Below are 9,016 nucleotides of genomic sequence, written 5' to 3'. Positions count from 1 at the left end.
CAGCGTCGTCTGCGCAACGGCGGTACCTGGCGCGGTCCACAGTTGCACCACGCCGCCAGCCGCATTGCCGTAAAGCACCGAGAATGGGCCGCGTAGCACTTCCAGCCGGCCACCCATGTTCAGATCGAAATCGGAAATCTGGCCTTGCCCGTCCGGCAGGGTGGCGGGTATGCCGTCGACGAACAAGCGGATGCTGCGCACGCCGAAGCTTGAGCGTGCGCCGAATCCGCGGATCGAGAATTGTTCGTCCTGCGCGTAGTTCTGCCGGTCGCGGGCCAGTACGCCGGGTACGCCGACCAGCGCCTCGGAGAGGTTTACGCCGGGTTGCCCGGCGTTCGCCGGCGCGACGCTGGTAACGCTAAGTGCCGCGGGTATGTCGCGCGGATCGATCGTCAATCGGCTGACGCTTACATGCACGGTGGACAGCGTGTCGACGCGGGTTGCCGCACTGGCGGCGGCAGCATCCTGCGCCACTGCCTGGCACGTCGTCGCGCCCAGGCTTGCCGTACATCCCAGCAGCACGAAAGCGTGGCGTGCGCCACGATGCACAAGGGGCCTCATTGCTGGAGACTGACGCCTTCGCCGAGCATGTTCCGCACGACCAATGTGGTGCAGGCCATGCCGATTGAGGGGAAACGCCGCTGCATCTGCACACCTCGTTGATTTTTCGACGCGAAGGCCGTGTTTGGGTCGCCCGATGTTACGGCAAGTTGCACCACGGCAGGCGAGCTTCCTTGGCGGTGAGCCCCGGATCAAGTCCGGGGCTCACCGCCAACTTACAGCTTCACGCCTACGATTCCCTTTGCTTCGCGGCAAACTGGTCATACGCTTCCACCGCTTGCGCCGCGTACATCACGCTTGGGCCGGCTCCCATATAGATCGCCATGCCCATCGTCTCCATGATTTCATCGCGCGTGGCGCCGCGCTTCACGGCCGCTTCCGCGTGAAAGGCGACGCAGGCGTCGCAGCGAATGGCGACGGCAATGCCTAGCGCAAGCAATTCCTTGGTTTTCGCATCCAGCGCTTTGGGCGCCAGCGCTGCCTTGGCGAGTGCGGAGAAGGCGCTCATCGTATCGGGTGTTCCCGTGCGCATCTCCTTGAGTATCTCCGACAGGTCCTTGGTCATTTCGGGCCATTGCTTGTACATGATCGTTCTCTTTGCAAATGAAAGGGCTGGTCATAGCGAGTGCGACCGCACCCAGCGAGCCAGGGCTTCGGCGCTTTGCGCGCCCGCGATCCGGTCGATGACCTTGCCGCGATGGATCAGCAACAACGTAGGAATGCTGCGGATGCCATAGTGGTTTGCGGTGGCTTGCGCCTGGTCGGTGTCGAGTTTGAGCAGACGGACGTGCGGTTCGAGCAGGGCGGCGGCGCGCTCGAAGTGCGGCGCCATCATCCGGCACGGTCCGCACCATGGCGCCCACATGTCGACCAGCAGCGGCAGGTCGTCCAAGCGTACATGTGCCTGGAATGCAGCCTCATCCACCTCCAACGGATGGCCTGCAAACAAGGGGCGATGGCAGTGGCCGCAATGGGCCAGTTCGGTCAGGCGCTCGGGAGGAACGCGGTTGACCTTGCTGCAGGCGGCACAAAGCACGTGGATGAAAGGCTCTTGTCGAGCAGACGTCGGAGCGGCCATGTCAGGTGACCTCCGTGGGTCGAGGATGCATTTTTTGAAGTGCGCGCCGGACCAACTCGGTCTTGATCGCATCATTGGGGCCTAGCACCAAGATCCCTACGCAGCCGGCCATCGACAGGCTTTGCCACAACGGCAGCGCTTGCAAGCGCCCCAATCCGAACCAGCCGACCAGGATGCCGACGAGTGCGCCTGCTGCGAGCGATGCCATCAGCGTGGTGCTCGGCCGCGACCTCCAGAAGGCGCGGCGCTCCCGAATGGAAAGCAGCGAAAACAGCGCGAAAAACAGCAGCAACTGGAACGTGAAGGTGAGTAGCCGGCCATCCTTCTGCGCCAGCCCAAACGCATGCCAACCAAACGCCAGCAGGCCGAGTGACTCGACCAGCATCAACAGGCCAAGCACTACCGAGACACCGATCAAGGGTGTGATGTTCCATGTCTCCGGCGTACGCGAGGCTTCGACGTGATCGGTCGCCAAGGCCACTTTGACGAAGTCGGTAAGCAGCACCACCAGCAGCATGCCCAGCGCGGAAATCACGAAACGCCCGGTGACCAGAAACGCCACCACGATCAACCCGGCCTTGAGAATCGTGTCGGCGACCTTGTTGACGATCCAGGTGAGCACGCGCTGGTAAATAGCGCGGCCGGTCTGCACCAGCGCGACGATATTGGCCAGTCCTTCGGTGGTGAGCACCGCGCTGGCGGTGGCTTTGGCGACGTCGGTCGCGCCGCTGACAGCGATGCCGACTTCGGCCTGTTTCAACGCAGGCGCATCGTTCACGCCGTCGCCGGTCATGCCTACCACGCGGCCGGCCGCTTGCAGGCTGGTCACCACGCGGTATTTGTCTTCGGGGAAAACCTCGGCAAAACCATCGGCACGAGTGATCAGCTCCGCTGCCCGCGCACTGGAAAGCGCGCGAAGATCCGGCGCGCGCAGCACCTCGCCAAGGCCCAGTTCGTGGGCAATTTCCTGCCCGACCGGCCGCGCGTCGCCGGTGAGCATCTTGACGTCGACATGCAGTGCATGCAGTTGCTCGATCAGATGGCGCGAATCCGCCCGCGGTGCATCGTGCAGATAGGCCAGCCCCACCAGCTTCGGTGGCGCCGAATCGTCCGCACACCCGACAGCGAGCGTGCGAATGCCTTTCAAGGCTTGCTCGCGAGCGGCCGATCGCAGCGTATCCAGCGTGCCGGCATTGAGCCCGGCCGCTTGCGCCACGGTGCGCAGCGCGCCCTTGATACATCTCAGCTTGCCGTTTGGCGTTTCGATGGTGGCTTGCGTACAGCGCGTGGCAGCGGAAAACGGAACGAAGGAAAGCACGCGCGCATCGGCCGTCAGCAAATTGCGCTCCCTGGCGGCCTGCAGAAACGCCAAATCGATCGGGTCGTAGTCGGCGGCGTTGGAGGCGAGCGCGCCGATGCGTATCACGTCATTGCCGGAAAACCCGGCTTGCGGCAGCGCGTCCACCAGGCTGAGCCGGTTGAGCGTCAGCGTGCCGGTCTTGTCGGCGCACAACACGTTCATGGTGGCGGCGTCTTCCACCGCGCCAAGGCGCGTGATCAGCACGCCCTTGTGCGCAAGTTCCATCGAGCCCAGCGCCGTGCTCACCGTGAACATCACCGGCAGCGCGACCGGAATGGCGCTCATCAGCACCACCAGCGCCACCGGCAGGGTTTGCGCCAGCGGTACGCCGCGCAGCAGGGCGACGACCAGCGTGAGCGCCACCACGGAGCCAACGATGATGAGCAGCCACTTGACCACGCGCCCGATCACATCGTTGACATGCAAGCGCGGCTGCGCATCTTCCACCAGTTGGGCGGTGCGGCCGAAACGCGTGCCAACACCCGTTGCCGTGACGACGCCGCTGGCTTCGCCCTGGCTGGCGACCGAACCGGAATACAGCATGTCGTCGGGCTTCTTTTCGATGGTTTGCGATTCGCCGGTCAGCGCAGATTGATCCGCTTTCACGTCGCCTTCGATGATGCGCAGATCGGCCGGCACGAAATCGCCGGCACGCACGCGCACGACGTCGCCGCATACGATTTCCGCGGCAGGAATCGGGCGCCACACGCCATCGCGCAAGACCCTGGCCAGCACGTTGAGCCGCTGCCGCAATGCCGCCAAGGCATCGGCGGCATGCTGCTCCTGCAGAAAGCTGAGCAAGGCATTGATGACCAGCAGCAACAGCGCCATCCACACGTCGTCGTACTTCTTCAGTACCAGGGAAAGCAAGGCGACCAGCTCGATCATCCACGCCGAGATGCCCCAGAATTTCTTGAGCAGCAGCCACGGCGGATGCTGCTTTTTTCGTGCGATCTCGTTGGCGCCATCGCGCTTCAGCCGGATCGCCGCTTCTGCCGACGACAGGCCGCGTTCGCGGCTGGAGCCCAGCGCGGCGAGTTCTTCGGTGGCGGTTCGTGCGGCTTCCATCACGGGTGCCTGTTTGGTCGTGGCGGAAATATCTTTCTGCCGATGAGGATCGCAGGCTGGGATGAAATCCCAGCTTTGTCGTGGTTCTTGATGCTGGGATTTCATCCCAGCCTACTTGCACACCAGTACCGGCAAATGGCCGTGAATCAAGACTCTTTGCGTTTCGCTGCCGAGCAGCTGCGCCTTGATGCCCTTGCGCCCGAACGCGCCCATCACGATCAGGTCGCAGTGCAGTCGGTCGGCGGTGCGGATGATCTCCTCGTGCGGTGCTTTGCCGGTGACGCACACGGTGTCGCACGTCACGTCGTGGGTGTTGGCGACGATCTGCACGAAACGCAAATGCGCATTGGCGATGCCATGGCCGTGTGGATGGGCGGTTTGATGGGTTGCCGCGGCTTGCGGCGTGGGCGCGTCGTCCGGTGCGAGCACGGTCATGCCGGTTACTTCCGCGTGCAGCGACCGGGCCAGTTGCACGCCGGTTTTCACTGCCGATTCGGCGTGCGCCGATCCGTCGGTGGCCAGTAGCAGATGCTTGAACATGATCGCTCCCTCAGGCGTCGCGTGGTGTTTGCGCCTGGCGCGACAGCCAGGCGTAGTACAGCAGCGGAATCACCAGCAGCGTCAGGATCGTCGACACCAGGATGCCGAAGATCAGCGACACTGCCAGTCCTTGAAAAATCGGGTCGTCGAGGATGAAGAAGCCGCCCGCCATCGCCGCCACGCCGGTCAGCACGATCGGCTTGGCGCGTACGGCGGCGGCTTCGATCACGGCTTCTTCCGGCCGCCGGCCTGCGGCGAGTGCGTGGTTGATGAAATTGATCAACAGGATCGAATTGCGCACGATGATGCCGGCCAGCGCGATCATGCCGATCATCGAGGTGGCGGTGTACTGCGCACCCAGTAGCGCATGGCCGGGCATCACGCCGATCACGGTCAGCGGAATCGGCGCCATGATGATCAGCGGCACGACATAGCTTTTGAACTGGCCCACCACCAGCAGGTAGATCAGCAGCAGGCCCACCGAATAGGCCAGCCCCATGTCGCGGAAGGTTTCATACGTGATCTGCCATTCGCCGTCCCATTTGATCGCCAGGCCGCTCGTATCCTGCGGCTGCGCGATGAAGTGCTGGTCGACGGTCTGGCCCAGCACTTTTTCGCGTCGCAATCTGCCGACCATCTTGAACATGCCGTACAGCGGGCTGTCGGTGGCGCCGGCATCGTCGCCGACCACGTAGGCATACGGCAGCAGGTCCTTGTGATAGATGGCCTTTTCCCGCTCGTCCGTGCGTACGTTGACCACTTCGGACAGCGGCACCAGCGCGCCGTACGATGCCGGAGCATGCGGTACGAACAGTTGCGCGAACGTTGTCACGGGTGTCGGCGCCATGCCGTGCGCGCGGATACGCAGCGCCAACAATTGCGCAAGCGATGCCTGGTCGCCTGCCGGCAAGCGCAGGCGCACCGGCACGGCGTATTTGGCGTGGCCATCCATCAGATAGGTGGCGTCGTCGCCGGACAGGGCGGTGCGCAACGCCTGTGCGATATCGGCCTGGCTGAGGCCGAGCTCGGTCGCGCGCTGGCGATCCACCGTCACGACGTTGCGTGGCGCATCGGCTTCCACGCTGCTGTCGATGTCCACGATGTCAGGCGTGCTGGCAAACATGTTCCTAAGGCGCCGCGCTGCCTTGCGCACCATGTCGTCATCGGGGCCATACACTTCGGCCACGATCGGCGCCAATACTGGCGGGCCGGGCGGTACTTCCACGACTTTTATCGCGGCGCCGTAGCGCGCGCCGATCTTCGCCAGCATCGGCCGCGCCGCCAGCGCGATCGCGTGGCTTTGCCGGTTGCGCAGTGCCTTGTCGAGCAGATTCACTTGCAGGTCACCCACCAGCGGCCCGCTGCGCAGGTAGTACTGGCGTACCAGGCCGTTGAAGGTGATCGGCGCGGCAGCGCCGGCGTAGCCTTGCCAGTCCTTCACCTCGGGAATGGTCGACACGGCCTGCGCCAGTTCGGCCAGCACGCGGTTGGTGCGTTCCAGCGTGCTGCCGGCGGGCATGTCCACCACCACCTGGAATTCGGATTTGTTGTCGAACGGCAGCATCTTCAGCACCACCGCTTTCACCAAGACCAGTCCGGCCGCTGCTATTACTAGCAGGCCCATGGCTGCGAACAGCAGCTTACGCCGGCGCGGCGCGCGCGCACCACCGATGAAGGGAAACATCACTCGGTGGAACAGGCGGTGCAGCCGGCTACCGCCCGGCGCCTGCGCGGCTTCCGCAGGGTGGTGCGCATGCCGCAACAGCCGGAACGCAAGCCACGGCGTCACGATCAGCGCCACCGCCAGCGACAGCAGCATGCCGGCCGAGGCATTGATCGGAATCGGCCGCATGTACGGCCCCATCAGGCCGGAGACGAAGGCCATCGGCAGCAGCGCGGCGATGACCGTAAACGTGGCGAGGATGGTGGGGCCGCCTACCTCGCTTACCGCCGCGGGAATGGCCTCGCGCAGCGAGCCGCCCATGGCCATGTGCCGGTGGATGTTTTCAACCACCACGATGGCGTCGTCGACCAGGATGCCGATGGAAAAGATCAGCGCGAACAGCGATACGCGGTTGATGGTGAAACCCATCGCCCAGGAAGCGAACAAGGTCAGCATCAAGGTGACGATCACGGCGCTGCCCACCACGATGGCTTCGCGCCAGCCCAGTGCCAGCAGCACCAGCAGCACCACCGAAACGGTGGCGAAAATCAGTTTGTGAATAAGATGGTTTGCCTTGTCGGTGGCGGTCTGCCCATAGTCGCGCGTGACCTCGACATGCACGCCGGCCGGTATCACCACGCCTTGCAGGAATGCCAGGCGCGCCGCGATCGCCGTGGTGATGTCGGCGGCATTCGTGCCGGGTTTCTTGGCGATGGCGATGGTGACGGCCGGTGCCGAACCGCTGGCCGGGCCGCCCTTGCCGGGTGGTGTGCCGAACCATGCGTAGCTGCCCGGCAGATCGGCACCTTGATGGATGCGAGCCACGTCGGACAGGAACACCGGCTGCCCTTGCTTCAAGCCGATCACCAGGTTCGCCACATCGTCAGCGTTGGCGAGGAAGCTGCCGGCCGTCACCGGAATATCGGTGACGGCGGTGACGCGTTCGCCCGCTTGCGTCACCGTGTTCGCCGCCTGGAGGGCGCCGGAAATGTCGGTGATGGCCATGCCGTAGGAAGCGAGCTTGGTGGCATCCAGCTCCACCATCACGGCGCGTTCGGGTGCGCCGATGGTGTAGACGTCGCGCGTGCCAGGCACGCGCTTGAGTTCCGTTTCCAGCGTGTGCGCCACTTCACCGAGCTGGGTAGGCGTTTCGCCGGGGCGATCGCTCCATAGCGTCAGTGCCATCACCGGTACGTCATCGATGCCCATCGGCCGGATCAGCGGTGGCCCCACACCCAGGCCGCGCGGCACGAAATCCTGGTTCTGGAACACCTGGTTGTACAGCCGCACGATCGCCGTCTGGCGCGGCACGCCGACCTGGAATTCCACCGTGATGATGGCGATGCCGGGGCGGCTGACCGAATACACGTGCTTAATGCCTTCGATTTCCGACAGCTTCTGCTCCAGCGGAAACGCCACCAGATTCTCCACATCGTGCACGTCGGCGCCGGGGAAGGGCACCATCACGTTCGCCATGGTCACGTCGATCTGCGGTTCTTCTTCGCGCGGCGTGATCATCATCGCCGCCACGCCCAGCAGCAGCGCGGCGATGGCCAGGATCGGCGTGAGCGGTGAGGTGAGAAAACTGCGCGCGATGCGGCCGGAAAAGCCCAGCGGCGCACTCATGGCGCGGCTCCGCGGTGGCGCTCCACCAACTGGCGGCCGGCCGCGGCAGGATCGGTGGCGATGCGCTCGCCATCGTCCAGGCCGGCGAGTATCTCGACCTTGTTGTCGTCATGATGTCCGGTACGCACCTGCCGCAGTGCGATCTGGTTGTTACCGATCACGTACACGCCTTGCAGTTCGCCGCGTTGGACCAGTGCGCTGAGCGGCACCAGCAGGCGCCGTCCTTCACCCGTAGCGAACGCCACTTTCACCGTCATGCCGGGATAGAGGCCGGTGTGGTCGCCCGACATCTCCACGCGCACGGAAAAGCTGTGCGTCTCCGGATCGGCATACGGAAACACGGTGACCGAGGTGGCAGGAATACGCGCGGCATCGCCGCCCGGCAGGACAAATGCCGAGTGATAGCGACGGATGGCCTCCACCGCGCCCTGCGGTACTTGCACATTGACGCGCAAATCTTTCAGCGATGCGATGGCGATCAGCTGCTGGGGCACCGGCGGGCCGGCTTGCACCGACTCGCCCACTTGCACATAGCGGCGCGTGACGATGGCGTCGTACGGCGCGCGTACCACGGTGTAGTCTTCTTGCATGCCGACGTTGCGCCAATTGGCCTGCGCGGCAAGCAAGGCGGCATAAGCGCTATCGCGCTGCGCGAGTGCGGCATCGAGGCTGGCCTTGGCGATCAGTCCCTCCGCGGCGATCGCGGCGATGCGGTCGTAATTGATCTTCGCGTTGGCGTAGACGGCCTGGGCCGCCGTGATCTGTTCCTTTGCCGCCCGCGTGGCGGAGGATTGCTCCACGTTGCTGAAACGCACCAGCACTGCGCCGGCCGGAACCACATCGTCAACATCGTAAGGTAGCTCGACCACGCGCGCATTGGTTTGTGCGGACAGCACGGCGGAATGGATCGCTTCTACGGTGCCGTCCCAGATCTGTTCCTGCGGAGCGACTTGCGCATGCACGACCAGCGATGCGAGTGCGGGTGGGGTGGTTTGCGCGATCGGGTGCGGTTGCCGGTCGTCGCACGCGCTCAGTACGGTGGCTAGCAAGAGCAGGGCGAGGGTATGGACCCAAGTCCGTTGTAAGCTGATGTCTTCGCGCATGACTCGTCACGTGGCAG

At 64.4% G+C, this 9,016-nt stretch carries 7 protein-coding genes; all 7 read right to left on the bottom strand.

Annotated elements, in window-relative coordinates:
- Positions 1-549 (bottom strand): TonB-dependent receptor plug domain-containing protein (locus VMA74_RS09695; protein WP_414649594.1); only part of this gene is annotated, 549 nt, incomplete at its 3' end.
- A gap of 241 nt (positions 550-790) precedes the next feature.
- On the bottom strand, positions 791-1,147 hold the full coding sequence (locus VMA74_RS09690) for a carboxymuconolactone decarboxylase family protein (protein WP_325366480.1): 357 nt from the start codon (positions 1,145-1,147) through the stop codon (positions 791-793).
- Between the two features lie 30 nt (positions 1,148-1,177).
- Positions 1,178-1,639 (bottom strand): thioredoxin TrxC, encoded by a 462-nt coding sequence (gene trxC, locus VMA74_RS09685; RefSeq protein ID WP_325366478.1) that lies wholly within the window; start codon positions 1,637-1,639, stop codon positions 1,178-1,180.
- A gap of 1 nt (position 1,640) precedes the next feature.
- Entirely contained in the window at positions 1,641-4,067 is a 2,427-nt protein-coding gene (locus VMA74_RS09680; protein WP_325366476.1) for a plasma-membrane proton-efflux P-type ATPase, read from the bottom strand.
- Positions 4,068-4,178: 111 nt separating this feature from the next.
- Positions 4,179-4,607 carry a universal stress protein gene (locus VMA74_RS09675; RefSeq protein ID WP_325366474.1) on the bottom strand — a complete coding sequence of 143 codons (429 nt, stop codon included), beginning with the start codon at positions 4,605-4,607 and terminating at the stop codon, positions 4,179-4,181.
- Between the two features lie 10 nt (positions 4,608-4,617).
- Positions 4,618-7,896 carry an efflux RND transporter permease subunit gene (locus tag VMA74_RS09670; protein ID WP_325366472.1) on the bottom strand — a complete coding sequence of 1,093 codons (3,279 nt, stop codon included), beginning with the start codon at positions 7,894-7,896 and terminating at the stop codon, positions 4,618-4,620.
- The gene (locus VMA74_RS09665; RefSeq protein WP_325366470.1) at positions 7,893-8,999 is read right to left on the bottom strand and encodes an efflux RND transporter periplasmic adaptor subunit; all 1,107 of its coding nucleotides are present in this window, start codon (positions 8,997-8,999) and stop codon (positions 7,893-7,895) included. The genes VMA74_RS09670 and VMA74_RS09665 overlap by 4 nt, the downstream gene beginning before the upstream one ends.
- Between the last annotated feature and the right edge of the window lie 17 nt (positions 9,000-9,016).

Origin of the sequence: Dyella sp. (genome assembly GCF_035508675.1) — a bacterium.
In the GTDB taxonomy this organism is placed as follows: domain Bacteria; phylum Pseudomonadota; class Gammaproteobacteria; order Xanthomonadales; family Rhodanobacteraceae; genus Dyella_B.
This window is presented reverse-complemented; position numbering and strand designations above follow the sequence as displayed.

What these genes read in the sequence shown, in the direction of transcription:
- trxC (WP_325366478.1), bottom strand. Translation starts at nt 1,639, where the DNA reads ATGGCCGCTCCGACGTCTGCTCGACAAGAGCCTTTCATCCACGTGCTT.
- VMA74_RS09680 (WP_325366476.1), bottom strand. Translation starts at nt 4,067, where the DNA reads ATGGAAGCCGCACGAACCGCCACCGAAGAACTCGCCGCGCTGGGCTCC.
- VMA74_RS09690 (WP_325366480.1), bottom strand. Translation starts at nt 1,147, where the DNA reads ATGTACAAGCAATGGCCCGAAATGACCAAGGACCTGTCGGAGATACTC.
- VMA74_RS09670 (WP_325366472.1), bottom strand. Translation starts at nt 7,896, where the DNA reads ATGAGTGCGCCGCTGGGCTTTTCCGGCCGCATCGCGCGCAGTTTTCTC.
- VMA74_RS09665 (WP_325366470.1), bottom strand. Translation starts at nt 8,999, where the DNA reads ATGCGCGAAGACATCAGCTTACAACGGACTTGGGTCCATACCCTCGCC.
- VMA74_RS09675 (WP_325366474.1), bottom strand. Translation starts at nt 4,607, where the DNA reads ATGTTCAAGCATCTGCTACTGGCCACCGACGGATCGGCGCACGCCGAA.